The following is a 24,164-nucleotide window of genomic DNA, read 5'->3' on the forward strand; positions in this document are numbered from 1 at the left end:
CTGCTCTCATCGGATCGTATATCCGCCATCCACTGTCAGCGCATGACCGACCATGAAGCTTGCGGCGGAGCTACACAGCCAGAGCACGGCATTCGCGATCTCCTCGGGACGGCCAAGCCGGCCGATCGGGACGTCCTTTAGCATCGCGCCAAGAGCGTCGGCCTGGGTTTGCATCATCTTGTCGAGCATCCCGGTATGAATGATGCCCGGACAAACGGCGTTGATCCGGATGCCTCTTGCCGCATAGTCCAGCGCCGCGCTCTTGGTGAGGCCAAGCACGCCGTGCTTGGAAGCCTGGTAGGTCCCGCGTTTCGCGCCGCCGACCAATCCTCCAATCGACGAGCAGTTGACGATGGCGCCGCTGCCTTGCCTCAGCATCTGGCGCAGCTCGAACCGCATGCAGCTCCAGACGCCGCGGAGATTGACACCCATGACGCGGTCAAAATCCTCGCGGGTCGCCTCCGCGGCTTCCGCGACCACGTTCTGAACGCCGGCGTTGTTGTAGGCGGCATCGAGCCGACCGAAGGTCGCGACGGTGCGCTCCACCATCGCTTCGACCTCCGCATCGTCGGCGACGTCGCATCGGATGGCGAGAGTCTTGTGCCCCCGGGCGGATAGTTCCGCGGCGGCGGACGCCACCGCCATTTTGTTGGTATCGGCCAGCACCACCGCTGCGCCTGCCTCCGCAAAGGCCTTCGCCGCCGCAAGGCCGAGCCCTGATCCCGCGCCGGTGACGAGGGCAACCTGGTTGTCGAACGATATGTTCACGACGCGTGCCTTTGGCCTCAGTGGGGACGTTTTGCGAAGACGTCTTTCGCGACGGGCATCGCCGAGAACACGTTCGGCCAGCCGACATAGAACGCAAGTTGCGTGATCGCCTCCGAAGCCTCGGTCTGGGTCAGGCCGTTATCCATCGCCCGGTTGAGGTGCGGCGTCAGCTGCGCTGTCTGCCCGTTGGCAATCAAGGCGCTGACGGTCACCAGGCTGCGATCCCTCGGTGCGAGATCCGGTCGTAGCCACAGATCACGGAACAACACGTCGGTGGTGTATTGCACGATCCCCGGAAACGTCGAGCCGAACTGCTCCTCGACGGATGCGGCACGTTGGGCCTCGGCCGCTTCGTTGATCGGCAGCAGCGTCACGGCGACAGCGGGCAGCTCTTCGGCGCCGATGTTGCGGGAGGCAAAGACGTCCTTTGCGACAGCGACCGCCGACATCGCATTGGCCCAGCCGCCATAGAAGGCGAGGTGGGTGATGATCTCCGAGATTTCGCGTGGCTTGACGCCATTATCGAGCGCCAAATTGAGATGATACGGCAGCTCGATGGTCTGGTTGCGCGCGATCAACGCCGCCAGCGTGACAATGCTGCGGTCACGCGGCGCGAGCCCGGGACGTTTCCAGGCATCACCGAGAAGGCGGTTGTGGGTGTAGGCGTCGAGCGCGGGCGCGACGTTGCGCAATTCGTCAGAGGTCAGCATTGGCTTCGATCCGGTCATCGCGGTCTCCGTTGTGGTCGCCGGCGCCGTCACCGCCAGCGACAGCAATGCGACAGCGGCGATGTAAGGCTTCACGGGGAACCTCCTGTGATGGACATCCCGGGCATCGATCCGCTCGGGCGCACCTACGGCGAAACGAGTTCCCGCCGTCGCGAGAGGAATTGTCCTGCGAGGCGATCGCTGTCCTGTCGGAGGCTGTTATATTGAACGGTCCGCCATGCGATTAGATGGTTGAATTCGTATAGACTTATGAAAATGGCTTATGAATTGCACGCGCCGTGCCCATGCCGTAGCGGTATCTGGCCGAACGCCGATCACTGAGTTGCCCGACGGCGCAAGCCCCCGCCGCAAAAATATTTCGCTTTATCCGAAGCGTAACTCAATGCTATAGATGCCCCGTCTCGCCCGATCGAGGGGCGCTCCGCGGTCGTCACGAACGTGGGTCGAGATGCGGTGGACGAGGAGTGCGCAGTTGACGAACGCGCATGAGGCGGACGGTGAAGTCGTGTGGTCCTGACGCCCTAGCGGCAGGTGTCTTTTCCAATTGCGCGGTACGCGTTGTGAAGACGGTGACAAGCAAGCCCAGTCTCGCCGGGGAGAGCACGAAGTAAGCCGTAACCCATCGCGCAGGGAAAGTCGGATTGCTCCGGTTACACCTGTGGTCCTACCCCCGTGCTTTCTACCTTTTGCACGGGGCCCATGGGTGCGATCGGCACCCGGCTTTCCCTGCGCCCTCTTCAAGAGAGAGGGCGAAACGCAAACCAAAACTCGGACGATTTCATGTCGCGAGAATGCTGATATTTGACTCAGCGGTCGTACAACACATTCGCCGTCGTCGCTGCGAAAGCAGGGACCCATGACCACAAATGGTCATTGTTGAACAGCGCCGGAACGACAAGCCCCCTTCACAACATCCGCCGCGGCGTATGGGTCCCGGCCTTTGCCGGGACGACAGCGAGGTGTTGGTGCCAGCGGAGCTCTCAACCAACGCCCTCACACCGGCAACGCCGTCGAATACTTCACCTGGCTCAGCGCAAAGCTCGACTCGATCGAGGCGATGCCGTCGAGACGGGTCAGCTTGTTCTTCAGGAACGCTTCATAGGAGGAGAGGTCGGCGGCGACGACGCGCAAGAGATAGTCGCGGTTGCCGGTCATCAGATAGCACTCGAGCACCTCGTCCCATTTCGAGATCGCGCGCGCGAAGCGGTTGAGGTCTTCCTCCTTCTGGCGCGCCAGCTTGATCGAGATGAAGACCGAGACATGCAGCCCGAGCGATTTCTGGTCGACGGTCGCGATGTAGCGAGAGATGACGCCGCGCTCCTCGAGCAGTTTGACCCGGCGGTGGCAGGGCGACACCGACAGCCCGACCCTGTCGGCGAGCTCCTGCATGGTCATGCGGCTGTCGGTCTGGAGCAGGGACAGGATCTTGCGGTCGATGGTGTCGAGGGCTGGCATTGGGATGAACTCGCAGGTGAGGGCCGGATCGTGGGAATTTATCCCAATTTTTCCTGTGCTGTCGCGTGGAATTGAGATTTTCGGCGGCTGCGGCGGCAGTAACATCGGAGATATCGCCCGCAGCATTGCCAGGAACACCGACATGGGACTTGCGCCTGAACGCCTCGAGATGCTGTCTGCCCTGGCCCGCAAGGTGCTGTGGCTGTCGTCGTGGACCATCCATCACGCCAACCATGTGCGGCCCTCCACCGATGGGCTGAAAGTCGGCGGCCATCAGGCCTCTTCGGCCTCGCTCGCCAACATCATGTCGGCGCTTTATTTCTCGGTGCTGCGTCCGCAGGACCGCGTCGCGGTGAAGCCGCATGCGAGCCCGGTGTTCCATGCGATCCAGTATCTGTTCGGCCACCAGACCCGCGACAAGCTGGAGAATTTCCGCGGCTACAAGGGCGCGCAGTCCTATCCGTCGCGCACCAAGGACACCGACGACGTCGACTTCTCCACCGGCTCGGTCGGGCTCGGCGTGGCGCAGACGCTGTTCGCCTCGCTGGTGCAGGACTACGTCAAGGCGCATGGCTGGATGGGCGACCGGCCCGAGGGCCGCATGATCGCGCTGGTCGGCGACGCCGAGATGGACGAGGGCAACATCTTCGAGGCGCTGCTCGAGGGCTGGAAGCACGGCCTGCGCAACACCTGGTGGGTGGTCGACTACAACAGGCAGTCGCTCGACGCGGTGGTGCGCGAGGGGCTGTGGGCCAAGTTCGAGACCATGTTCCGCAATTTCGGCTGGGACGTGGTGATCGTGAAATACGGCAAGCTGATGCTCGAGGCGTTCGCCGAGCCCGGCGGCGAGGCGTTGCGGCGCTGGATCGACAATTGCCCGAACCAGATGTACGCGGCGCTCTGCTTCCAGGGGGGTGCTGCGTTCCGTAAGCATCTGCGCGACGATATCGGCGACCAGGGCGACGTGTCGGCGCTGATCGAGCGCCGCAGCGACGACGAATTGCTGGCGCTGATGTCGAACCTCGGCGGCCACGACATGGCGAGCATGATCGAGGCCTTCGAGGCGATCGATCACGACCGTCCGGTCTGCTTCATCGCCTACACGATCAAGGGCGTCGGCCTGCCGATGCAGGGCCACAAGGACAACCACGCCGGCCTGATGACGGTGGCACAGATGGAGAAGTGGCGCACGGTGCAGAACATCCGTGCCGGCCACGAGTGGGACAAGTTCGAGGGCCTGTCGCAAGAGCCCGCGAAGCTCGAGGCGTTCCTTGCCGAGGCGCCGTTCAACCGCGAAGGACGCCGCCGGCTCTCGGCGCCCGTCATCGATGTTCCGGAGCGACTGGCGTTCAAGGCGTCCGCGCAGATGTCGACGCAGCAGGGCTTTGGCCTCGTGCTGCATGAGCTGGCGCGCGGCGACAGCGAGCTTGCGTCGCGCATCGTCACCGTTTCGCCCGACGTCACGGTGTCGACCAACCTCGGCGCCTGGGTCAATCGCCGCGGCCTGTTCGCGAAGGCGGAGAACCACGACCTGTTCCGGCAGGAGAAGATCCCGTCAGCCTACACCTGGGAATATTCGCCGAAGGGCCAGCACCTCGAACTCGGCATCGCCGAGATGAACCTGTTCATCATGCTGTCGGCGCTCGGCCTGTCGCAGCAGATCAACGGCGCGCGGCTGCTGCCGGTCGGCACGCTGTACGATCCCTTCATCGAGCGCGGCCTCGATGCGTTGAACTATGCCTGCTACCAGGATGCCCGCTTCATGGTGGCGGCAACGCCCTCGGGCATCTCGCTGGCGCCGGAAGGCGGCGCGCATCAGTCGATCAAGACGCCGTTGATCGGGATCGGACAGGACGGGCTCGCCTCATTCGATCCGGCCTTCGTCGATGAACTTGCCGTGATCATGGGCTGGGGCTTCGGCCACATGCAGCACGAGGGTGCCGAGGGCGGTTCGGTTTACTTGCGACTCTCGACCCGGACGCTGGAGCAGCCGCAACGTATCATGACGCCGGACCTGCAGCGCGACATCACCGATGGCGCCTACTGGATGCGCAAGCCTGGCCCGAACTGCGACATCGTCATTGCGTATACCGGCACCGTCGCACCGGAGGCGATCGAGGCGGTCGGCCTGATCGGCGAGAGCCACCGCGATGTCGGTCTCCTGGCGGTAACCTCGGCCGATCGGCTCTATGCGGGTTGGTCCGCCGCACGGAATTTGCGCCGCGACCGCCGTGGCACGCAGCATTTGAGTCATATCGAGCGCATGCTGGCGCCGCTCGGCCGCGACTGCGGCATCGTGACCGTGATCGACGGCCATCCGGCCTCGCTCGGCTGGCTCGGCAGCGTGCGCGGCCACCGGGTCGAGGCGCTCGGTGTCGAGCATTTCGGCCAGACCGGGACGATCGGCGACCTCTACCGGCACTACGGCATCGACGCCAACGCCATCATCGACGCGGCGGAAAGCGTGTCGGTCGGCGCCCCGGTGCGGCATCGCAAGATGGCGGTGTGAGGCGATCGACGAGGGACCGGTGGCACGCCTTGCCACCGGTGCGGCAGCGACATTATATGCCGTGGGCGTGCACGAGCCGCGCCCCGCATATGGCGGGTTCAATTCGCCCTGCTTTCGTGCAAGGATGCCTGCCGAACGCTTTCCGTTCCCCTTATCCATACGCCCCCTACAAGAGGTTTCCGATGGTCAATCGCATGCAATTCTACATCGACGGCGCCTGGGTCGATCCGGTCGTCAAAGGCAAGTCCACCCCCGTCGTCAATCCGGCGACTGAAGAAGCGATGTATGAGATTGCGCTCGGCTCCAAGGCCGACGTCGACAAGGCAGTCGCTGCCGCCAAGCGCGCCTTCGAGACCTATTCCAAGACCAGCCGCGAGGAGCGCATCGCGCTGCTCACCAAGATCGTCGAGGTCTACAAGGGCCGCATGAAGGAGATCGGCGCCGCCGTCTCCGACGAGATGGGCGCTCCGCTGCCGATGGCCGAGAAGCTGCAGGCCGGCGCCGGCCTCGGCCACCTCATGAACACCCTCGAAGTGCTCAAGAAGTACGAGTTCGAGGAGACCATGGGCACCGCCGTGATCGTGCGCGAGCCGGTCGGCGTCGTCGGCATGATCACGCCCTGGAACTGGCCGCTGAACCAGATCGCCTGCAAGGTCGCGCCCGCGCTCGCCGCCGGCTGCACCATGATCCTGAAGCCGTCGGAGTTCACCCCGACCTCGGCGCTGATCTTCGCGGAAATCCTCCATGAAGCCGGCGTGCCGAAGGGCGTGTTCAACCTCCTCAACGGCCTCGGCCCGGAGGTGGGTGCCGCGATGAGCGAGCATCCGGACATCGACATGATCTCGTTCACCGGCTCGACCCGCGCCGGCGTCGACGTCGCCAAGCGTGCGGCGCCGACCGTGAAGCGCGTCAGCCAGGAGCTGGGCGGCAAGTCGCCGAACGTGATCCTCGAGGGTGCCGACCTCACCAAGGCGGTGACCGGCGGCGTGATGCACATGTTCAACAACTCGGGCCAGTCCTGCAACGCGCCGTCGCGCATGATCGTGCCGCTCTCCAAGATGAAGGAAGTGGCCGCGATCGCGAAGGGCGTCGCCGACAAGACCAAGGCCGGTGATCCGCGTGCCGACGGCACCACGATCGGCCCCGTGGTCAACCGCGGCCAGTGGGACAAGATCCAGGCGCTGATCCAGAAGGGCATCGACGAGGGCGCAACGCTCGTCGCCGGTGGTCCGGGCCTGCCCGAGGGTGTCAACAAGGGCTTCTATGTCCGTCCAACCATCTTCGCCGACGTCACCAACGACATGACGATCGCCCGCGAGGAAATCTTCGGGCCGGTGCTGACCATCCTCGGCGCCAAGGACGAGGCTGAGGCGGTGAAGATCGCCAACGACACGCCGTATGGTCTCGCCGGTTACGTCTCGGCCGACACCGTGGAAACCGCGCGCCGCGTCGGCCGCCAGATCCGCGCCGGCAACGTCAACCTGCAGGGCGTGCCGAACGAGCGCAGCGCGCCGTTCGGCGGCTACAAGCAGTCCGGCAACGGTCGCGAGTGGGGTCGTTACGGTCTGGAAGAATATCTCGAGGCCAAGGCAGTCGCCGGCTACAACGCCGCGTAAGCCGAGCCACGAGAGACACGATTTGGCGCCGGGGCGGATCACCGCTCCGGCGTCAGACGTTTTGGAAGGTAGAAGCTATTATCGTCGTCCCGGCGAAGGCCGGGACCCATTACCACAGGCTTTCGTTTTGCGAAGATCGTGGCCCCAGCTCGCCGATCCAACATCCAACGGTGGTTATGGGCCCCGGCCCCCCGTGCGCAAGCGCGCACTCGGCCGGGACGACAAGCTAACCGCCCAGCGCACCCTGTGTGTTGACGTAGAGCGCATAGATCGACTGGCTCGCCGCCATGAACAGGCGGTTGCGCTTCACGCCGCCGAAGCAGAGATTGGCGCAGCGCTCCGGCAGCGCGACGCGGCCGATCATGACGCCGTCGGGCGCGAACACCACGACGCCGTCGAGCTCGGGATCGCCCATGCCCCAGCCGCACCACAGATTGCCGTCGATGTCGCAGCGCATGCCGTCAGGCGTGCCGCGACCGGCATCGATGAACACGCGCTTGTTTGAAATCGTCTTGCCGTCGGCGGAGACGTCATAGGCGAGGATCTTGCGGTTCGGCTCGCCGCGGGATTCCACGACGTAGAGGATATTCTCGTCCGGCGAGAAGCACAGCCCGTTCGGGCCGAGCACGCCCTCGGCGACGATGCTGGCCTTGCCGGTTTCAGGATCGAGCCGGTAGACGTTGGGCTCGATCTCCGGATCGGCCTTGTAGCCCTCGTAATTGCCGAGCAGGCCGAAGATCGGATCGGTGAACCAGATCGCGCCGTCGGATTTCACGACGACGTCGTTCGGCGAGTTCAGCCGCTTGCCGCCGAAGGAATCGATCAGCACCGTAATCGATCCGTCATATTCGGTGCGCACCACGCGGCGGCCGCCATGCTCGCAGGTGATCAGCCGGCCCTGGCGGTCGCGGGTGTTGCCGTTGGCGAAGTTCGACGGCTTGCGGAAGATGCTGACCGCGCCGGTCTCTTCCTCCCATTTGAGGATACGCTGGTTCGGGATGTCGCTGCACAACAGATAGCGGCCGTCGCCGAACCACACCGGGCCTTCGGCCCAGCGCAGGCCGGTGGCGATGCGCTCAACGGCGGAGAGTTTCAGCCAGTATTTCTCGAAGCGCGGGTCGAGCGCGTGGATCGCGGGATCGGGATAACAGGTCGCGGGACGCCAGCCGGCGGAATGAACATCGGACATTTGCTGTTCTCGTTGTTGTGTTTCGATGGTGTTTCCTTGAGCGCATGGTTTGCTATCATTGTCGGCCTGCGACCGCAATTCGGCTGCAGCAAACCGGAAAGACGAGGGACGGCATGCCACGCATATTGATGACCGGCGCATCGGGGGGAATCGGCACGAGCCTGCGCAAGCTGCTGCCGCCGATCTATCCGGATCTCCTGCTGAGCGACATCAAGCCGCCGTCCGATCTCCGCAGCGACGAGAAGTTCAAGGCCGCCGATCTCGCCGACCTCACACAGGTCGAGGCGGTCTGCGAGGGCGTCGACAGCATCCTGCATTTCGGCGGCTATTCGGTCGAAGGTCCCTGGGATGCGATCCTGCAGGCCAACATCATCGGCGGCTACAATCTGTTCGAGGCGGCGCGCAAGCAGGGCGTCAAGCGCGTGATCTTCGCCTCATCCAATCACGCGGTCGGCTTCTACCCGCGCCATCACCGCATCGGCCCCGATGTCACCGCGCGGCCGGACAGTCGTTATGGGGTCAGCAAGGTGTTCGGCGAGGGCGTCGGCGCACTCTATGCCGACAAGCACGGCATCAAGGTGACCTGCATCCGGATCGGCAATTTCGGCGAGGCGCCGCTCGATCACCGCAGGCTGTCGATCTGGCTCAAGCCGGAGGATCTGGTGCAGCTCTGCCGCATCGGGCTCGAGCATCCCGATATCCATTTCGAGGTGCTGTACGGCGCGTCCTACAACGAGCGCTCCTGGTGGGACAATCACCGCGCCTATGATCTCGGCTATCGCCCGACCGGTCGTGGCGAGGATTTCCGCGAGCATGCAATGGCCGAGCAGGCCAAGCTGCCGCCCGATCCGGTTGGCGATTATTACCAGGGCGGGGCGTTCTGCAGCATGGAGTTCGACGGCGACAGGACGAGGGTGATCGACTGGAAGAAGTGATCAGTCGTCGCACTGCGGCAGCTGCTTCACCGCTTCGGTGTGCTGGCGCTGCGGCTCATTCGAGCTTTGCCCGGATGCCTTGGGCGCGCTTCCGGGCCCGTCATAGGTCTGGGAAAAGTGGGCGAGCGGGAAGGTGAGGCTGATCTTCTGCCCGGTCAGGTTCTTCGCCTCAACCACGATCGTTTGCGCGTGCTTCAGCCGCTCGATCAGCTCGCCATTGGCCTCCAGCGTGCCGCCGCAGCCGAGCGTGTAGCAGTGCGTCCTGGCGATCTGCATCGGTTCGTCCTGATCGATCCGCAGACTGATCGTGCCTTCCAGCATGGTCCGCGTTCCGACATTCGCGGTGAGCAGCGCACGGGTGCTGCTCTGCGGCGAGATGCTGATGGTGCCGCCCGACGGCGCGCATTGGCCGCGCGCGGCGGCGGCGACGAAGCAGCTCGCTTCGGTGAGGCAGGTCTTGGTCCAGGGCTCATAGGTGAGCTCGGTCGCGCGCGGATCGGCCGCGTTGGCAATTCCGCCAAATGCGAGCTGCACGGCGATCGATCCCATCATCAAAGCCACATAACGCATCGCCGTCTCCTTCACGAGGAGGCCGCGTATCGCGCTATTGCGGCTTTTTGTCGTTGGAGATGCGGACGAGATAATCCGCCTTGCTGTACTGCATGTGATCGACGCAGAGCTGCGCCAGCGCCCAGCTGTCGCGGCCTTTCAAAAGCTCGATCATCAATTCATGCTGGCGGCGCGACAGCGCAAGGCCCTCGCTGTCGGCGAGGTTCTTGGCGCGCATCGGCAGCGTCAGGTTCATGTAGTCCTGCAGCGAGCGGACGAGGTAAGGATTGCCGCAGGCGGAGAACAGCGCGAGATGGAATGCATCGTTGGTCTCATGGATGCCGCGCATGTCCTGCGCATCGGCCTTGAGGCAGTAATGCCGTTGCAGCTCGCTCAACTGGTCGATCAGGCTGTCCGGCGCGGGCAGGGCGATCATCAGCGCGGCCTGGCGCGTCAGCATCTCGCGCACCTCGTAGATCTGCCGCACCTCGTCGGCGGAATAGAACCGCACCGTGGCGCCGACATTCTTCTCGCGCAGCACGATGCCCTGACGTTCGAGCTGGAACAGCGCCTGGCGGACGAAATGCCGGCTCGCGCCGTAGCGCTGCATCAGGGTATCCTCGACCAGCCGCAGGCCGGGCGCGAAGCGGCCGAAGATGATGTCCTCCTCCAGCCGGCGGATCACTTCCGCCTGTTCCTCCTCGCGCGAGGGGGTTTGGAGTTCGGGCAAGGTGGGCTCGGCTGTCATGCGCGCTCGGCTTCGGGTCGATGCCGGAGGTCAGCATGACGCCATGGCTATTGTCAATAATAGGGGCGATTTTGCCGCAGGTCAGCCGCGCTCGCCCGTCAGATTATCTCATATTGACAATAATTCCTGCCGCTCCTTAAGTGCGGCCGAACAACCACGGGAAGAGAAGAAGATGGCCGACGGACTTCGCAAGGGACTGACCAGCTATGGTGACGCCGGCTTCTCGCTGTTCCTGCGCAAGGCCTTCATCAAGGCGATGGGCTATTCGGATGACGCGCTCAACCGCCCGATCGTCGGCGTCACCAACACCTACAGCGACTACAATCCCTGCCACGGCAACGTCCCGCAGATCATCGAAGCGGTGAAGCGCGGCGTCATGCTGTCGGGCGCGATGCCGTTCGTGTTCCCGACCATCTCGATCGCCGAGAGCTTTGCGCATCCGACCTCGATGTATCTGCGCAATCTGATGGCGATGGATACCGAGGAGATGATCCGCGCCCAGCCGATGGATTCGGTGATCGTGATCGGGGGCTGCGACAAGACCCTGCCGGCGCAGCTCATGGCCGCCATCAGTGCGGATCTGCCCACGGTGGTGATTCCGGTCGGACCGATGGTGGTCGGTCATCACAAGGGCGAGGTGCTGGGCGCCTGCACCGATTGTCGCCGGCTGTGGGGCAAGTATCGCGCCGGCGAGATCGACGATGCCGAGATCGAGGCGGTAAACGGCCGCCTCGCGCCATCGGTCGGCACCTGCATGGTGATGGGCACGGCTTCCACGATGGCCTGCATCACCGAGGCGCTCGGCCTGTCGCTGCCGATGAGCGCAACGATCCCGGCGCCGCACGCCGAACGCTTCCGCTCCGCAGAGGCCAGCGGCCGCGTCGCCGCCGAAATGGCGAAGACCAAGGGACCGAAGCCGAGCGAGATCCTGACGCCGTCGTCGTTCCGCAACGCTCAGGTCGTCCTGCAGGCGATCGGCGGCTCGACCAACGGGCTCATTCACCTCACGGCGATCGCTAACCGCTCGCCGCACAAGATCGACCTCGAGGCGTTCGACAAGCTCGGCCGCGAGGTGCCCGTGCTGGTCGACCTCAAGCCGTCCGGCGAACACTACATGGAGCATTTCCATCATGCCGGCGGCGTGCCGAAGCTGATGGCGCAACTCGGCGACCTCATCGACCTCGATGCCAGGACCATCAGCGGCCAGACCCTGCGCGAGGTCGTCGCCAATGCGGAGGACGTGCCGGGGCAGGATGCAATCCGCTCCAAGGCGAACCCGATCAAGTCCGAAGGCGCGATGGCGATCCTGCACGGCAATCTCGCGCCGCGCGGCGCCGTCATCAAGCAGTCGGCGGCGAGCCCGAAGCTCCTGCAGCACACCGGGCGCGCGGTGGTGTTCGAGTCGGTCGAGGACATGACGCTGCGGGTCGACGATCCCGCGCTCGATGTGACCGCCGACGACGTGCTGGTGCTGCGCAACGCCGGCCCGAAGGGCGCCCCCGGCATGCCGGAGGCGGGCTACCTGCCGATCCCGAAGAAGCTCGCGCGCACCGGCGTGAAGGACATGGTCCGCATCTCGGATGCGCGGATGAGCGGCACCGCGTTCGGCACCATCGTGTTGCACATCACGCCGGAGTCCGCCGTCGGCGGTCCGCTCGGCCTGGTGCAGAACGGCGACATGATCCGGCTCGATGTTGCGAAGCGCAGCATCGATCTGTTGGTCGACGAAGCCGAGTTGCAGAAGCGTGGCGCCGCGCTGACCCCTGCCGGCACGCCGGACTGGGCCAAGCGTGGTTATGCGCATCTGTTCAATGAGACGATCCTGCAGGCCGACGAGGGCTGCGATTTCGACTTCATGCGCGCCAAGGGGAAGTAGCCGCCGCCGTTCGGCGCCGTAGCCAATTGTCGATAATTTTGGTGATGCGACGCTCGATAGCCCTCGATGGCTGTCTGATTTCTTCTGTTTTATTGACAATCCCGCAGGACTGGTGGGATGATCGCGTCAATCAAAAACAGGGGGAACGTCGCGATGGGCTATTCAGCCAGGATCGTCGGGATCGCCATGGCCGCGGCAGCGTTGCTGCTGCCGGCGCGCGCGGGCGCGCAGGAGGTCAAGCATTTCCGCTTCGCCTATGACCAGCCGCGCAACACCGGCTACTCGGTCGCCGGCGATCTGTTCGCCGAGAAGCTCAAGGAATTGAGCAAGGGGACGATGATCGTCGACCAGTATCCCGGCGCGCAGCTCGGCCAGGAGCCGCAGCTGCTGCAGCTCGTGAAATCAGGCGATATCGAGTTCGCGATCGTCTCCTCCGCCAACACGGCGACGATCTCGCCACAGGCCGGCGTGATGTCGCTGCACTTCCTGTTCCGCAACGACGCCCACGTGATCAAGGCGCTGGCGGATCCGCAGGTGTTCGACGCCATCAGGACGATGATCGACGAGACCGCGCAGGGCCTGCATGTGATCGGCACCGGTTCGCAGGGCGTCCGTCACATCTACAGCAAGAAGGAAATCCACAACGTCGGCGATCTCAAGGGCGTGAAGGTCCGGGTGCAGGCGACCGCGACCGAGGACACCATGTTCCCGGCCTACGGCGCGCAGACGGTGCACATGCCGTTCGGCAGCGTCTACACCTCGCTGCAGACCGGCGTGGTCGATGCGGCCGAGAACAGCATCAACGTCTATCTCGTCAACAAGCACTATGAGGTCGCGCCCGTGCTGTCGATCACCGAGCACGAGGCCAACAATGCCCTGCTGTTCGTCTCCGACAAGCTGTGGCAAAGCCTCTCCGCCGAGCAGAAGCAATGGGTGCAGGCGGCTGCGAATGAGGTCAGCGCCAAGGAGCCGCAGAAGGCCTTCGAGCTGGAGCGGAATGCGCTGACCAAGCTGAAGTCGTTCGGCGTCAAGGTGGTCGATGACGTGGATAAGAAGAGCTTTACCGCGGTCGCCGATCCCTATCTCGACAAGCTCGCCAAGGAGCTCGGCCCGCATGCGGAGAAGATCAAGAACCTGATCCGCGCGGTCAATTGAACGGACGCCTCACGTCGTCCCGGCCGAGTGCGCAATTGCGCACGGGGGCCGGGACCCATACGCCGCGGCTTCTCAGTGGTGCAATCCGGTGGCCACCTTTCGTTGCGAAAAACTCGGGCCGGTGGTTATGGGTCCCGACCTTCGCCGGGACGACGACGGAGTTTGAAGCATGGCCATCGCCGACAGACTGGTGCTGCAACGGCAGCGGCACCTGAAATGGCCGGCGCTGGATCGGCTCGAGCTGATCCTGATGATGCTGTGTGGGCTGCTGTGCTTCGGTTTCTCGCTCTCGGTCACCGCCGACATCGTCACCCGCACCATCGGTCATCCCTGGCTGTGGCTGCAGGAGGTGACCTCGACGCTGTTCATCTACGCGATCTTCATTGGGGCCGCGGTCGCGACCCGGCGCAACGATCATCTCTATCTCACCGCGCTTTCGGAGGCGATGCACGGCAGGTCGCGGCTGGTCGTCGAGATCGTCATCCGTCTGGTGGTGCTCGGCGTCGCCTTTTGCCTAGTCTGGTACGGTTATCAAAATTACCTCCGCGGTTTCGGCAGCTTCCGGCTGCCGTCCGGCACGCCGATCGCTTCGCTCTATGCGGTGATCCCGCTGTCCGGCATCCTGATCGGCCTGTTCACGGTCGAGCAGCTCGTCAACGGCATCCGCAACGGATTTGAGCATCCGGAGCCGCCGGACGAGGATCTTGCGATTCCCGCGATCAACACTGGTGCCACCACGGGAGCGCAGTCGTGAGCGCACCGGTCGTGCTGGTGTTGATGTCGTCCTGCTTCCTGTTCTTCGGCTATCTCGGCGTGCCCGTGCCGTTCTCGTTAATGGCCGGTGTGTTCATCGGCGCGGCACTGTCGGACGTATCGCTCGCCGCGATCATCCAGAAGATCTTTGACGGCGTCGATTCCGAGGCGCTGCTTGCGATCCCGTTCTTCCTGCTGGTCGGCGAGCTCATGAGTTCGGCGAATGTCGTGGTCCGTATCGCCAACCTGTCGGTCTCGCTGGTCGGTCACATCAGGGGTGGGCTGTCGCAGGTCGTCGTCGTGTTCAGCATGTTCTTCTCGGAAATGTCGGGCTCGACCACCGCCGACGTCGCTGTCATGAGCCGCGCACTCGGCGGCCCGATGCGACGGGAGGGCTATGAGCCGCCCTTCATCGCAGCGATCATCGCCTCCGCCTCGACCATCGCCGCGCTGGTGCCGCCGAGCATCACGGCGGTGGTCTACGGCGCGGTCGGCAACGTCTCGATCGCCGGCCTGTTCATGGCCGGCGTCGTGCCCGGCCTGATGATCGGCTTCGGGCTGATGATCTATTGCTATTTCTTCGGCCCGTCAGGCCTGCGCAAGCCGCGCGCGCCGCTGCGCCAGATCGCATTCGCCGCCGGCGACGCCGCGCTGCCGCTGATGATCCCGGTGATCCTGCTCGGCGGCATCCTGACCGGCTGGTTCACGCCGACCGAGGCCGGCGTGGTCGCGGTCGCCTACATCATCATCGTCGTGATCCCGGCGCTGAATCGCGGGCACCTGAAGAAGATTCCGTATGACTTCTGCCTGGCCGGCCTGATCTTCTCGCTGCCGCTGATCACGATCGGGGCTGCGAACGCGTTCGGCTGGATGCTGGCCTATCTGCGCGGCGCCATCTACATCGCCGACTGGATCACCTCGATCGCCGGCAATGACCCGCATCTGATCATGCTGCTGATGGTGCTGCTGTTCACGGTGGTCGGCGACTTCATCGAGCCGGTGCCGACCATCATCATCTTCATGCCGCTGGTGAACGCGCTGACCCAGGCCGGCGACATCAACGGCGTGCATATGGGTGTGGTGCTGATCGCGACACTGGCGTTCGGCCTGATCACGCCGCCCTATGGGCTCGTGCTGCTGATGGCATCGAAATTCGTCGGCATCAGCTTTGCAAAAGCGTTGCGGGCGGCGCTGCCGATCTACGTCGTGTTCCTGGTCACGATCTGCTTCACGATCTATTTTCCGAAGGTCGTGCTGTGGCTGCCCAAGCAGGTGATCCCGGAATCGGTCGGTTGCTTCAAGGCACCCGGCGGCAGCGGATACATCTGCCCGAATTAGCGAGCCTCGTTCCTACTTCGACTTGCTGGTGAACTTCTTCACCGCGACGCGGAAATCCTCGGTATGCATCGACGTGATGATCTTGTGTTCCTCGGCGTCGAGCTGCTGCTTGGTCGGCGTGGTGGCGGCCTGATAGACCAGTGACTTGGTCCCCGCGATCGCGGCGGGCGGATTTTTCGCCAGGCGCTCGGCGAGCTGCCGGGTGGCGGCTTTCAGCTCTGTCGCGGGCACGGTCTTGACGACCAGCCCCCATTCATAGGCCTGCTGCGCGGTGAAGCCGTCCTCGGCCAGGAAAATCTGCAGCGCGCGGCGGGTCCCGACCGTGCCGACGATGCCGACCGTGCTGCCGCCGTCGGGCGATACGCCGATCTTGGCATAGGCGGACGTGAAACGGGCATCCTCCGCGGCGATGCACAGGTCGGTCACGAAGGCGAGGCCCATGCCGGCGCCGGCCGCCGAACCGTGCACGCTGGACAGTACGATCTTCGGCATCCGCCGTACCGTCTCGATGAAGGCGTGATAGTGGTGCAGCATCTCGCCGACCACGGGCGTGACGTTGTTGGCCTCGGTCGCAGCACCGATGGTTTGCAGGTCGCCGCCGGCGCAGAAGGCGCGGCCTTCGCCCTCGATGACCAGCACGCGGACGTCCTTGTTGGCTTCGACCTCGGCGCCGAGCTGCTCGAGCTTTTTGGCGATCGTCATGTCGATCGCATTGAACGCGGCCGGCCGGTTCAGCGTGATGGTGGCGATGGCGCCGTCGATGCGGAGCAGGGCAGGGTCGTTGGCGGAGGCGGGTGCTGGCATTTTGAAGACCTTGGGCTTGTTATTTCCGGGCATTTAAGGCCTTGGCGGGAGCTGTGGCAATCCGGCAGGGGCCTGGAGGCGGCTTTCGGGGGCCCAGATTTGCCCGGGACCCCCTTGCATCAGCGCGAGCCATGAGGCCAAATAGCGCGCGCCTTCGGTACGCAGACACGAGCGCTGTGGTGACGGGGCACGCAAGCTAACATCGACAAGAGGAAACGGGATGGGTCACTCCTGCTCGCGCGTATTTGGGTTGTTCCGATGACGGGCTCGGTCATCATCGTCGGCGCCGGACATGCCGGCTTCCAGCTCGCAGCGTCGCTGCGCCAGGCCGGCTTTGCCGAGCGCATCGCCCTGCTCAATGACGAAGGCCATTTGCCGTACCAGAGGCCGCCTTTGTCGAAGGCCTATCTGAAGGGGACCGGCGGGCCCGAGTCCCTGATGTTCCGGCCCGCCAAGTTCTACGAGGACAACAAGATTGAGCTGATCACCGATCGCGCCCATGCGGTCGACCGCCATGCGCGGAAGGTGGCACTCGCCTCCGGCACCTCGCTCGATTACGGCCATCTGGTGTTCGCGACCGGCGCGCGGAACCGGCTGCTCGATATTCCCAACGCAAAGCTCGACGCCGTCCGCTACCTGCGCATCCTCGACGAGAGCCAGGCGCTGCGCGATCTGATCGCACCCGGCATGCGCGTCGTGGTGATCGGCGCGGGCTTCATCGGGCTCGAATTCGCCGCCACCGCGCGGGGCAAGGGTCTCGAGGTCGACGTGGTCGAGCTCGCCTCGCGCGTGATGGCGCGCGCGGTGACCGCGGAGATCTCCGAGTTCTCGCAGTCTCGCCACAGCGCGGCCGGCATCCGGATTCATCTCGGCGTCCAGGTCACGGCGATTGAGGCCGATGGCGCCAGGGTCACCGGCGTCAGCCTGAGCAACGGCACGCATATCCCCGCCGATCTCGTCGTGGTCGGCGTCGGCGTGCTGCCGAATGTCGAGCTCGCCGCCGAGGCCGGCCTGCCGGTCGCATCGGGCATCATCGTCGACGAGCATCTTCTGACCGCCGATCCGAATATCTCCGCGATCGGCGATTGCGCGCTCTATACCAGCAAGCGCTTCGGCGGATCGCTGCGGCTGGAGTCGGTGCAGAACGCGACCGACCACGCCCGCTGCGTGGCGGCACGGTTGACCGGCAAGACCGAGGTCTATGACGGTCTGCCGTGGTTCTGGAGCGACCAGGGTCCGGACAAGCTGCAGATGGCGGGTCTGACCACCGGTTACGACCGCGTCGTGGTGCGCGGCGACCGCGCGCAGGGGGCATTCTCGGCGTTCTGCTATCGCGGTGACAGGCTGCTCGGCATCGAGTCGGTCAATCGCGCCGGCGATCACATGTTCGGCCGCCGGCTGCTCGGCGCGGGCGGTTCGATCACGCCGGAGCAAGCGGCGGATGCGAGCTTTGATTTGAAGAGTGCGCTGGGCTAGCACCATTGTCGTCCCGGCGAAGGCCGGGACCCATACGCCGCGGCCTCTCGATTTGAGGCGGTGCGGGTTGACGTCAATTCAAGACAATTGAGGCCGGTGGTTATGGGTCCCAGCCTTCGCCGGGACGACCCGTGGAAAGAACGGCGCTAACCTCCTGCGCCGTCGGCATCGACGGCGCGGCCCCCATCCGCTGCACGCAGATCGACGCGGCAATGTTCGCATAGGCCAGCGCGCCACCGAGCGGCTTGCCGATGGCAAGCTGCGAGGCGAGGGCGCCGACGAAGCAATCGCCGGCGCCTGTGGTGTCGACGGCCTTGACCTCGCGTCCGGGCACGAGCAGCGGTTGGTCCTCGACCAGCGCCAGCACGCCGCGCTTGCCGAGCGTGACGCAGACGGTCTTGTCACGCCCCAGGATCCGCGCCGCATCGGCGAAGCGGGATGGATCATCGCTGTCGCGCAGCTCCGCCCCCGTCAGCAGCCCAAGCTCGGTCTCATTGAGGATCAGGACATCGACCAGATCGAGCAGCGCCTTGTCGGCCCGTTTGGCCGGTGCCGGGTTGAGGATCGTGGTGGCGCCGGCGGCGCGGGCGCGGCGGAAGAACGCAGCGATCGTCGGCAGCGGGATCTCGAACTGGCTGACCGCGACGTCGCCCTTGGCAAGCACGGGCGCTGCGACATCGTCGGCATCGACCAGCCCGTTGGCGCCCGGCACGACGACGATCGTGTTGTCGGCATTGGCAAGCGTGATGATCGCCGTGCCCGAATGCGTGCTGCCGGTGTCCTTGACGAAGCTGAGATCGACGCCCTGCGCGGCAAGGAAGGCTCGAAGCTCCTTGCCGAAGGCGTCGGTGCCGAGCCGGCCGACCAGCGTGGTCGGCACGCCCTGCTTGGCCGATGCCACCGCCTGGTTGGCGCCCTTGCCGCCGGGAAAATACAGCACGGCATCGCCGGCCACGGTCTCGCCGACCTTCGGATGGCGCTCGGCGGTCGCCACCACGTCCATATTGATGCTGCCGGCGACGAAGACGCGCCCCATGCCTAATCCCACCCCGTCCTGTCAGACCGCAGCGCCAAACTCCTGCTTGACCGCGGCGATATCGGCGAGCGTCGGCAGGCCGGCCTCGTTGCCGAGCTTCTGGATCTTGAAGGTCGACGCCGCGCGCGCGAACTCGAAATGCTCATGCCAGGCTTTGCCGGGATTGGCGAGATAGGAATAGATGTAAGCGCCATGGAAGACGTCGCCGGCGCCGTTGGTGTCGATCACGCGCTTGCGCGGAATCGGAAATGCCGGCAGCGTTTGCACTTTGCCTGCCTCGTCATACCAGAGCAGGCCGCGCTCACCCATGGTGACGCCGCCGATCTTGCAGCCGCGGCTCTTGAGATAGTCGAGCATCTGCTCCGGCGTCTTGTCCATCTGCTCGCACAGCCGTTCGGCCACGATCGCGACGTCGATGAAGGCAAGCAGCTCGTGGGTGTTGGTGCGCAGGCCGCCGCCGTCCAGCGAGGTCAGGATGCCGTCCTCACGGCACAGCTTCGCATAGTGGATCGCGGCGTCCGGCTGGTGGCCGTCGATGTGCAGCGCGCGGCAGCCCTTGATGTTCAGCAGCGGAAAGGGGTGGATGTGCTGGTCGTCGCGGCAGCGCACGATGGCGCGCTTGCCGTCGTTCGGCATGATGAAGGACAGCGAGGAGGAGTTCACCTTGCGGGGATGGAACGAGATGCCGTACCTGTCGGCCATGTCCCAGAACATCCGTCCCAGCCAGTCATTGGCCATGGTGGCGATCAGGTCGGGCTCGATGCCGAGCTTGGCGCAGCAGAACGCCGCGGTCACCGCGTTGCCGCCGAACGACACAGCATAGGCGTCCGCAACGTGTTTCTCGTCGCCGACCGGCATGTGATCCGTGATGAAGGTGACGTCGATATAGGTCTGTCCAATGAAGAGAGCCTGCATTCGCTTCCCGTCGTCGCTTGGTGTGGTCCCGGCCGACGCTGAGACTAGCACCGCTGATCGGCCGATATCGCTGAAATTATTCGCAACCCTGCTTGGTTTACAGGTAGAGATGATGGATGTGCCGCCCCGTTCTGGTATGCGGCATAACGGCCGGCGGCAGGCCGTGGTTCCGGGATTCGCAAGGAGAAGCACAATGACGGCAGATTCGGGGAGGCCAATGCCATGATTACCGGTCTCGATCATGTCGTCGTCCTCACTGGCGACATCGCCGCCGCCAGCGCCGCCTATGAGACGCTGTTCGCGCGGGCGCCGGCCTGGCGCAACAGCGGCGACGGCGCCGACCGCGTGCTGTTCACGCTCGACAACACGACGCTGGAATTGATGGCGCCGCGCGGCGACGATGATGCCGCCCAGCGCGTCCGCAGCGCGCTCGCAACGCAAGGCGAGGGGCTCGCGAGCCTCTGCTTCCGCACCAGCGATATCGTAAGGACACACCGCAGGCTCGACCGGCTGACGCTGAAGCCCGAGCCCGTCGCCGAGGTCGAGAGCCGCGACGAGACCAGCGGCGCCGCGCTGTCGTGGAAGCGGACGCGCGCGGCGACCGATGCGACACGGGGTGTGCGCATGTTCTTCCTGGAGCGGGAACAGGAGCGGCCGCTGTCGGTGCGCACCACGCCGGCCTCGATCACCGCGATGGATCATGTGGTGGTCTCGACCGCTGACCCCGAGCGCGCCGCGGCGCTCTATGGCGCGCGGCTCGGGCTCGACATGGCGCTCGACCGGTCGCATCCCGAGTGGGGCCGGCTGATGTTCTTCCGCTGCGGCGACCTCGTGGTCGAGGTCACGCACCGGCCGGCCAAGGAAAAAATCAAGGCGGAGACCGACGTGCCGGACCGGCTGCGCGGCATCTGCTGGCGCGTCGCCGACGCCGATGCCACACGTGCGCGACTGGTTGCCGCCGGCGTCGACGTCTCGGAGATTCGCACCGGCCGCAAGCCCGGCACGCGCGTGATGACGGTGCGCAACGGTACGTGCGGCGTGCCGACGCTTCTGGTGCAGCCCTCACAGGGAAAGCCAGACTAGGCCGCGTTCCGTCCGCGCGACGTCCCGGCAGAGTGCGCGACGGGGAATACAGGTCTCCGCTCCCTCGTCATTCCGGGGGCGCGTCCTTTGGCGCGAGCCCGGAATCCGTTGATCCACGGAACACGCGGCGCGATGGATTCCGGGTTCTCGTTTCGCAAGCCCTGGAATGACGAAAAACCAACTGCGAAAAATATTTCCCGTATAGCCGTCGCGATAACATTCGTTCTCAAACGCCGCGCGTCATGCTACATTCATCAATTCAGCATCACGGGCGATCGATTTGGCGAAGGCAAAGCGAATACAGAGATGGCAGCGTGATCCCCAGGGGATGCGACTGCGGATTCTCGAAGCGGCCAAGCAGGAATTCGCCGCCCATGGCCTCGCCGGCGCGCGGGTCGACCGCATCGCGGCCAATGCCGACGCCAACAAGCGCATGCTGTACTACCATGTCGGCAACAAGGAGGATCTCTATCTCGAGGTGCTTGAAGGCGCCTACGAGAAGATCCGCGCCGAGGAGCGCACGCTCGACCTCGAGCATCTCGACCCGCCCGAGGCGATCGGGCGCCTGATCGACTTCACGTGGAACTATTTTCTGCGCAACCCCGAGTTCCTGGCGCTGCTGAACACGGAAAACCTCGCCAAGGCAAAACACCTGAAGCGCTCGACCAAGGTCAAGTCGATGCATTCGCCCTTTGTCGAGATGATCCGCACCGTGGTGACGCGCGGGGTCGAGAGCGGCGATTTCCGCGACGCGGTCGATCCGGTGCAGCTCTATATCTCGATCGCGGGGATGGCGTTCTTCTATCTCTCCAACAGTGCCACCTTGAGCGTGATCTTCGGCCGCGACCTGCTCAAGAAGGACGCCCGCGACGAGCGGCTCGCGCACATGACCGCGCTGGTGCTGGCGGCGCTGACCGGCAAGTCCACCGCGGCGTTTGGCAGCGCGATGCCGGTGCTGCGCACGGCGGAACACCGGGTGGTGTGAACGCACGGCAGTACGGTCGCGCGATCATCGCGATGATCCGTAGCTCGGATGCAGCGAAGCGCAATCCGGGAACTATATCCGCGGATGATGTGGCTCCGGACTTCGCTGCGCTGCTCCGGACTACGCAATATTCACCGATAAAAATCTCGCCTGACGAAAGTCGCGTGCCTGAGCGCGATTTTGCCGCGCGTGAGGGGCTGGACAGTATTTATCCAACGGGTTAATTTCTAGACGAAGAACAAGGACTGCAAGGGAGCGTGACGTGGCGGAAGCAAAGAGCCCTTCGGGCGTGTCGAAGGTGCTGAATGCGGCGTGGGTGCGTCCGTTCCTGTTCCTGGTGGTCATCGTGGTGGCCTGGGACCTTTCGATCCGCCTGTTCCACATCCCGGCCTATCAGATCCCGTCGCCCGCCGACGTCGTCGCAGTGCTGTGGAGCGACTGGTCGGAACTGCTGCGGCAGTCCTGGCCGACCACCTATGCGACGATCTGCGGTTTCCTGCTCTCGGCGCTGTTCGGCATTCCCACAGCGATGCTGATCGCGGGCTCGAGGACGGTCGAGAGCTACGTCTATCCGCTGCTGGTGTTCTCCCAATCGGTGCCGAAGATTGCGATCGCGCCGCTGTTCGTGGTGTGGTTCGGCTTCGGCATCATCCCCAAGGTGATCTCCGCGTTCCTGCTCGGCTTCTTTCCCGTCGTGGTCTCGGCGGTGCAGGGCTTCAAGTCGGTCGACCCTGATATGGTCGATCTCGCGCGCGCGATGCAGGGCAGCCGCTTCAAGGTGTTCTGCGCGGTCAACCTGCCGCATGCGATGCCCGCGATCTTCTCCGGGCTGAAGGTGTCGGTGACGCTTGCTGTCGTCGGCGCCGTGGTCGGCGAGTTCGTCGGCTCCAATTCCGGCATTGGCTACGTGATGCAGCGCTCGATCGGCACCTTCGACCTGCCGACGATGTTCGCCGCATTGGTGATCCTGGCGCTGCTCGGCGTCATCCTGTTCTGGATCGTCGACCGCATCGAGCGGCTGGTGATCCCCTGGCACGTCAGCCAGCGCGACGACATCATCTTCGCCTCCTAGCGCAGCAACCGGACAAGCGGCCCACACAAGGGCCGCGGTACAATAAAGGGAGAACAACCATGAAGCGTTTCATTGCGGTTGCCGGCGCCGCGCTGGCCTGGACCGCGCTTGCGGTGGTGCCGGCGTCCGCGGCCGACAAGGTCGTGCTGATGCTGAACTGGTACGTCTATGGCGAGCACGCGCCGTTCTATTATGGCAAGGCCAAGGGCATCTATGCCGCTGAGGGCATCGACCTCGAGATCCAGGAAGGCCGCGGCTCGGCCGCGACCACGCAGGCGGTGGCGGCCAAGACCGCCGATTTCGGCTATGTCGACGTGCCGACGATGATGCGTGCGGCGGTGAAGGGGGCGCCGGTGATCGCCACTGGCGTGCTGCTGCAGACCAGCCCGATGTCGGCGATGGGCTTCGTCGACAAGAACATCCGGAAGCCGGAGGACATCAAGGGCAAAACGGTCGCGATCACGCCGGCGGATTCGATGACGCAGATCTGGCCGCTGTTCCTGAAGAAGACTGGCCTCAAGGAAAGCGACTTCAATACCGTCGCCGGCGACGGTCAGACCAAGCTCAATGCCGTGATCAACGGCCAGGCCGATCTCTTGCTCGGCTACGTCATGGACCAGTCGATGAAGATCAAGGACGCCACCGGCAAGGACGTCTATCCGATCAAGTTCGCCGACTACGGCATCAACATGGTGTCGTCGGGCATCATCGCGAATTCCGACTATGTGAAGGCCAATGCCGACCTGGTCCGCCGCTTCATGTCGGCGACGACCAAGGCGGTGGAAGCAGCAGAGAAGGATCCGAAGGCCGCGGCGCAATCGATCCTCGACGCCAATCCGAAGGGCGGCAAGATCGATACGCTGACCCAGGGCTTCGAACTGACGATCCCGCTCTACCGCACGCCGGAAACCAAGGACAAGCGCCCGTTCCAGGTCACCGACCAGAACATGACCGAGTCGGTCAATCTGATGGTCGAATATGGCGGCCTCGACGCCAAGGCGAAGGCCAATCCGAAGGCACTCTACACCAACGACTATCTGCCGAAGGGTGACTCGTGACCCACACTCAACCGTCGTCCCGGCGTAGGCCGGGACCCATAACCACCGGCCTCAGTTGTTGCGAGAGGTCTCTCCCCATGTGCCCGAATGAAAGGCCGCGGCGTATGGGTCCCGGC

The 24,164-nt window shown here is 64.5% G+C and carries 21 protein-coding genes; 12 read left to right on the forward strand and 9 right to left on the reverse strand.

From position 1 onward, the window contains the following. Positions 1-6: 6 nt before the first annotated feature. The 3 genes from CO675_RS02460 to CO675_RS02470 all read right to left on the reverse strand — a co-directional run bounded on the left by CO675_RS02460 (position 7) and on the right by CO675_RS02470 (position 2,951). Entirely contained in the window at positions 7-768 is a 762-nt protein-coding gene (locus tag CO675_RS02460; protein WP_097670415.1) for a glucose 1-dehydrogenase, read from the reverse strand. A gap of 17 nt (positions 769-785) precedes the next feature. Continuing rightward, entirely contained in the window at positions 786-1,571 is a 786-nt protein-coding gene (locus CO675_RS02465; RefSeq protein WP_245452604.1) for a carboxymuconolactone decarboxylase family protein, read from the reverse strand. Between the two features lie 918 nt (positions 1,572-2,489). Continuing rightward, positions 2,490-2,951: an Lrp/AsnC family transcriptional regulator gene (locus tag CO675_RS02470; RefSeq protein WP_097670417.1), complete on the reverse strand. Its 462-nt coding sequence runs from the start codon at positions 2,949-2,951 to the stop codon at positions 2,490-2,492. A 142-nt stretch (positions 2,952-3,093) separates the two neighbouring features. Here CO675_RS02470 and CO675_RS02475 point away from each other — a divergent pair, with 142 nt between their 5' ends. Together CO675_RS02475 and CO675_RS02480 are read left to right on the forward strand one after the other, a co-directional pair. After that, on the forward strand, positions 3,094-5,460 hold the full coding sequence (locus CO675_RS02475; protein WP_097670885.1) for a thiamine pyrophosphate-binding protein: 2,367 nt from the start codon (positions 3,094-3,096) through the stop codon (positions 5,458-5,460). Between the two features lie 182 nt (positions 5,461-5,642). Beyond that, a complete protein-coding gene (locus CO675_RS02480) occupies positions 5,643-7,076 on the forward strand; it encodes an aldehyde dehydrogenase family protein (protein ID WP_097670418.1) in 1,434 nt (477 codons plus the stop codon). Between the two features lie 226 nt (positions 7,077-7,302). Here the strand turns inward: CO675_RS02480 and CO675_RS02485 are convergent, their stop codons facing one another. Beyond that, a complete protein-coding gene (locus CO675_RS02485) occupies positions 7,303-8,265 on the reverse strand; it encodes an SMP-30/gluconolactonase/LRE family protein (protein ID WP_097670419.1) in 963 nt (320 codons plus the stop codon). A 113-nt stretch (positions 8,266-8,378) separates the two neighbouring features. Here CO675_RS02485 and CO675_RS02490 point away from each other — a divergent pair, with 113 nt between their 5' ends. After that, positions 8,379-9,200: an NAD-dependent epimerase/dehydratase family protein gene (locus CO675_RS02490; RefSeq protein ID WP_097670420.1), complete on the forward strand. Its 822-nt coding sequence runs from the start codon at positions 8,379-8,381 to the stop codon at positions 9,198-9,200. Here CO675_RS02490 and CO675_RS02495 read toward each other — a convergent pair whose 3' ends face one another. Further along, positions 9,201-9,770 (reverse strand): invasion associated locus B family protein, encoded by a 570-nt coding sequence (locus CO675_RS02495; protein ID WP_143278861.1) that lies wholly within the window; start codon positions 9,768-9,770, stop codon positions 9,201-9,203. 34 nt (positions 9,771-9,804) lie between these two features. Then, complete coding sequence (locus tag CO675_RS02500; protein WP_097670422.1) at positions 9,805-10,497, reverse strand: GntR family transcriptional regulator; 693 nt, start codon at positions 10,495-10,497, stop codon at positions 9,805-9,807. Between the two features lie 172 nt (positions 10,498-10,669). On the opposite strand from CO675_RS02500, the gene CO675_RS02505 reads away from it, so the two are divergent. From CO675_RS02505 to CO675_RS02520, 4 genes are all read left to right on the forward strand, one after another. Beyond that, positions 10,670-12,373, forward strand: a complete 1,704-nt coding sequence (locus CO675_RS02505) for an IlvD/Edd family dehydratase (RefSeq protein WP_097670423.1) — start codon at positions 10,670-10,672, stop codon at positions 12,371-12,373. A 153-nt stretch (positions 12,374-12,526) separates the two neighbouring features. Continuing rightward, on the forward strand, positions 12,527-13,528 hold the full coding sequence (locus CO675_RS02510; RefSeq protein WP_097670886.1) for a TRAP transporter substrate-binding protein: 1,002 nt from the start codon (positions 12,527-12,529) through the stop codon (positions 13,526-13,528). Between the two features lie 169 nt (positions 13,529-13,697). Further along, positions 13,698-14,282: a TRAP transporter small permease gene (locus CO675_RS02515; protein ID WP_097670424.1), complete on the forward strand. Its 585-nt coding sequence runs from the start codon at positions 13,698-13,700 to the stop codon at positions 14,280-14,282. Then, the gene (locus CO675_RS02520; RefSeq protein ID WP_097670425.1) at positions 14,279-15,619 is read left to right on the forward strand and encodes a TRAP transporter large permease; all 1,341 of its coding nucleotides are present in this window, start codon (positions 14,279-14,281) and stop codon (positions 15,617-15,619) included. The genes CO675_RS02515 and CO675_RS02520 overlap by 4 nt, the downstream gene beginning before the upstream one ends. A 12-nt stretch (positions 15,620-15,631) precedes the next feature. On the opposite strand, the gene CO675_RS02525 is transcribed toward CO675_RS02520, so the two are convergent. After that, on the reverse strand, positions 15,632-16,423 hold the full coding sequence (locus tag CO675_RS02525; RefSeq protein WP_097670887.1) for an enoyl-CoA hydratase/isomerase family protein: 792 nt from the start codon (positions 16,421-16,423) through the stop codon (positions 15,632-15,634). 258 nt (positions 16,424-16,681) lie between these two features. Here CO675_RS02525 and CO675_RS02530 point away from each other — a divergent pair, with 258 nt between their 5' ends. Continuing rightward, positions 16,682-17,899: an NAD(P)/FAD-dependent oxidoreductase gene (locus CO675_RS02530; protein WP_097670426.1), complete on the forward strand. Its 1,218-nt coding sequence runs from the start codon at positions 16,682-16,684 to the stop codon at positions 17,897-17,899. A 100-nt stretch (positions 17,900-17,999) separates the two neighbouring features. On the opposite strand, the gene CO675_RS02535 is transcribed toward CO675_RS02530, so the two are convergent. Continuing rightward, on the reverse strand, positions 18,000-18,935 hold the full coding sequence (locus CO675_RS02535; protein ID WP_097670427.1) for a ribokinase: 936 nt from the start codon (positions 18,933-18,935) through the stop codon (positions 18,000-18,002). Between the two features lie 21 nt (positions 18,936-18,956). Then, positions 18,957-19,850 carry a sugar kinase gene (locus CO675_RS02540; protein WP_097670428.1) on the reverse strand — a complete coding sequence of 298 codons (894 nt, stop codon included), beginning with the start codon at positions 19,848-19,850 and terminating at the stop codon, positions 18,957-18,959. Positions 19,851-20,072: 222 nt separating this feature from the next. On the opposite strand from CO675_RS02540, the gene CO675_RS02545 reads away from it, so the two are divergent. The 4 genes from CO675_RS02545 to CO675_RS02560 all read left to right on the forward strand — a co-directional run bounded on the left by CO675_RS02545 (position 20,073) and on the right by CO675_RS02560 (position 24,048). Beyond that, positions 20,073-20,933 carry a VOC family protein gene (locus CO675_RS02545; protein WP_097670429.1) on the forward strand — a complete coding sequence of 287 codons (861 nt, stop codon included), beginning with the start codon at positions 20,073-20,075 and terminating at the stop codon, positions 20,931-20,933. A 328-nt stretch (positions 20,934-21,261) separates the two neighbouring features. Then, positions 21,262-21,918: a TetR/AcrR family transcriptional regulator gene (locus CO675_RS02550; protein ID WP_097670430.1), complete on the forward strand. Its 657-nt coding sequence runs from the start codon at positions 21,262-21,264 to the stop codon at positions 21,916-21,918. Positions 21,919-22,180: 262 nt separating this feature from the next. Next, complete coding sequence (locus CO675_RS02555; protein ID WP_097670431.1) at positions 22,181-22,990, forward strand: ABC transporter permease; 810 nt, start codon at positions 22,181-22,183, stop codon at positions 22,988-22,990. Between the two features lie 59 nt (positions 22,991-23,049). Then, positions 23,050-24,048: an ABC transporter substrate-binding protein gene (locus CO675_RS02560; RefSeq protein WP_097670432.1), complete on the forward strand. Its 999-nt coding sequence runs from the start codon at positions 23,050-23,052 to the stop codon at positions 24,046-24,048. The last annotated feature ends 116 nt before the right edge of the window (positions 24,049-24,164 follow it).

It is taken from the genome of Bradyrhizobium sp. C9, from assembly GCF_002532045.1.
Taxonomy (GTDB): domain Bacteria; phylum Pseudomonadota; class Alphaproteobacteria; order Rhizobiales; family Xanthobacteraceae; genus Bradyrhizobium.

Bases quoted from the DNA above. Each gene is read 5' to 3' on its own strand.
- CO675_RS02510 (WP_097670886.1), top strand. From the start codon at position 12,527: ATGGGCTATTCAGCCAGGATCGTCGGGATCGCCATGGCCGCGGCAGCG.
- CO675_RS02490 (WP_097670420.1), top strand. From the start codon at position 8,379: ATGCCACGCATATTGATGACCGGCGCATCGGGGGGAATCGGCACGAGC.
- CO675_RS02475 (WP_097670885.1), top strand. From the start codon at position 3,094: ATGGGACTTGCGCCTGAACGCCTCGAGATGCTGTCTGCCCTGGCCCGC.
- CO675_RS02535 (WP_097670427.1), bottom strand. From the start codon at position 18,935: ATGGGGCGCGTCTTCGTCGCCGGCAGCATCAATATGGACGTGGTGGCG.
- CO675_RS02550 (WP_097670430.1), top strand. From the start codon at position 21,262: ATGCGACTGCGGATTCTCGAAGCGGCCAAGCAGGAATTCGCCGCCCAT.
- CO675_RS02480 (WP_097670418.1), top strand. From the start codon at position 5,643: ATGGTCAATCGCATGCAATTCTACATCGACGGCGCCTGGGTCGATCCG.
- CO675_RS02495 (WP_143278861.1), bottom strand. From the start codon at position 9,770: ATGCGTTATGTGGCTTTGATGATGGGATCGATCGCCGTGCAGCTCGCA.
- CO675_RS02560 (WP_097670432.1), top strand. From the start codon at position 23,050: ATGAAGCGTTTCATTGCGGTTGCCGGCGCCGCGCTGGCCTGGACCGCG.
- CO675_RS02515 (WP_097670424.1), top strand. From the start codon at position 13,698: ATGGCCATCGCCGACAGACTGGTGCTGCAACGGCAGCGGCACCTGAAA.
- CO675_RS02530 (WP_097670426.1), top strand. From the start codon at position 16,682: ATGACGGGCTCGGTCATCATCGTCGGCGCCGGACATGCCGGCTTCCAG.
- CO675_RS02470 (WP_097670417.1), bottom strand. From the start codon at position 2,951: ATGCCAGCCCTCGACACCATCGACCGCAAGATCCTGTCCCTGCTCCAG.
- CO675_RS02545 (WP_097670429.1), top strand. From the start codon at position 20,073: ATGATTACCGGTCTCGATCATGTCGTCGTCCTCACTGGCGACATCGCC.
- CO675_RS02525 (WP_097670887.1), bottom strand. From the start codon at position 16,423: ATGCCAGCACCCGCCTCCGCCAACGACCCTGCCCTGCTCCGCATCGAC.
- CO675_RS02540 (WP_097670428.1), bottom strand. From the start codon at position 19,850: ATGCAGGCTCTCTTCATTGGACAGACCTATATCGACGTCACCTTCATC.
- CO675_RS02485 (WP_097670419.1), bottom strand. From the start codon at position 8,265: ATGTCCGATGTTCATTCCGCCGGCTGGCGTCCCGCGACCTGTTATCCC.
- CO675_RS02500 (WP_097670422.1), bottom strand. From the start codon at position 10,497: ATGACAGCCGAGCCCACCTTGCCCGAACTCCAAACCCCCTCGCGCGAG.
- CO675_RS02505 (WP_097670423.1), top strand. From the start codon at position 10,670: ATGGCCGACGGACTTCGCAAGGGACTGACCAGCTATGGTGACGCCGGC.